Consider the following 1,795-nt stretch of genomic DNA (forward strand, 5'->3'; position numbering starts at 1 on the left):
GTCGGGAGATTCGCCAGCGCCCGCTCGGCGCTCGACTTGGGTATCAAGCCCGGTCGGGATGCGCTCGGTCGCGATCCTGCCGATCTGTTCGCCGCGCTCGACTTCCTCGCCCGCGCAATCATTCTGCAATGATTATAGTTTGCGAATAACGGGGATAACTTTCTCTGCAAGAAGTTCGATCATCGCAGCGATTTTCTTAAATGGCACTCCTCCGATATCAATTTGAGCGACGAGCCTGTCCATCCCGGTCAATTCATGAAGCAGGGAAATTTTGTCAATAATCTCGGCCGGACTTCCGACAAACGGCCCGCTGTCCTTCGTAATTGATCGATTGAAATCCTCGCGCGAGATTCTTGGCCCGGGGAACTTTCCAGGGCTTGATTCGAGCCAGTATTGACTATAGTGAGGATAAAAGTCGTCGCGAGCCGCCTGTGACGACTCGGCAATCTGAAGATGTCCATTGACGGCGACTCGCAGCGTTTGGGCGTGCCCCGCTTCTTGTCCAACGGCGCGATAGAGTGCCGTTAGTTGGGCCACTCTGCTATAGGGGCCGCCCAGCACGGCAAGTGCCATGGGCAAGCCCAGGCGGGCGGCACGCATCGCACTGTCCGGAGAGCCGCCTACCCCGATCCAGAGCGGAATCGTAGGTTGCAGAGCGCGCGGCGCAATCTCTGCGTTATTCAAGGGCGCCCGGAAGCGACCCTTCCAGGTAACGCGCTCGGACTTATTTAGCAGGTCAAAAAGCGCCAGCTTTTCGTCGAACAATGCGTCGTAATCTTGAAGGTCGCAGCCAAACAGGGGGAACGGCTCACTGAAGACCCCGCGCCCTGCAATGATTTCAGCGCGGCCGCTTGAGACCAGATCAAGCGTTGCGAATTCTTCATAAACCCGCACTGGATCAGCCGTGCTGAGAACCGTGACGGCGCTGGTCAGGCGAATGGTGCTCGTCGAAGCGGCGATGGCGGCGAGAACGACAGTCGGCGCCGATACGGCAAAATCGAGTCGGTGATGTTCCCCAACCCCAAAGATGTCCAGGCCGGCTTGCTCCGCGAGTTTCGCCACCGCGATGGTCTCTTTGATCCGGGTATGTGCATCGACTCGTTGACCATTGTTACCAACGGAGGACAGGTCTGAAAGCGTATAAAGTCCAATCTGCATCTCGAGTCCTTGAAGATTCAATATCCTATGACTCGGTGTCCTATCTAAGCTGTCGCCGTAGTCACCGGGTCTTGCTGCGGGAGGCCGGTCCGGATCCATGCATCAATGTGGATACGGGAACGGAAGTTGACCGCGGCTCATGACAGCCGCGGTGCGCCCGCTCAATTATTCATCGCCAGCCTCGCCTCAGCCGTCTGTGCAGTCTTCGCGCGTGTCGCTACCTCGTTCTGCTCGATAATCTTCGCGATCTCCGCATCGGATTCTTCGCCGTACTGCGCAAACACATTGGTGCGATAAGTCGTGTTGACCGCAGCGGCGAGCTGCGTGCCGGAGTCGTCGCGCGTGTCGGCGTCGACGACCATCGACAACCCAATGCGGAGCGGATGCGCCGCCAGCTCCTTCGGGTCGAGCGCGATACGCACCGGCAAGCGCTGCACGATCTTGATCCAGTTGCCGGTCGCGTTCTGCGGCGGCAACGTCGCGAACGCGCTGCCCGTGCCGGCCGAGAAACCGATCACTTTTCCGTGGTACTTGACGCTCGAACCGTAGACATCCGCCGTCATCGTGACCGGCTCACCGATGCGCATCCGGCGCAGCTGCACTTCCTTGAAGTTCGCATTGACCCACACGCCGTCGA

2 protein-coding genes are annotated in these 1,795 nt (G+C 58.8%); both read right to left on the reverse strand.

Annotated features, from left to right (window positions below; translation table 11 throughout):
- Positions 1–132 precede the first annotated feature (132 nt).
- Positions 133–1,158, reverse strand: a complete 1,026-nt coding sequence (locus WCA53_RS03905) for an LLM class flavin-dependent oxidoreductase (RefSeq protein WP_423905652.1) — start codon at positions 1,156–1,158, stop codon at positions 133–135.
- 161 nt (positions 1,159–1,319) lie between these two features.
- A partial coding sequence (locus WCA53_RS03910) for an HlyD family secretion protein (protein WP_423905654.1) occupies positions 1,320–1,795 on the reverse strand: 476 nt, incomplete at its 5' end.

The organism is Caballeronia sp., assembly GCF_049581465.1.
In the GTDB taxonomy this organism is placed as follows: Bacteria; Pseudomonadota; Gammaproteobacteria; order Burkholderiales; family Burkholderiaceae; genus Caballeronia.

Bases quoted from the DNA above. Each gene is read 5' to 3' on its own strand.
- WCA53_RS03905 (WP_423905652.1), bottom strand. From the start codon at position 1,158: ATGCAGATTGGACTTTATACGCTTTCAGACCTGTCCTCCGTTGGTAAC.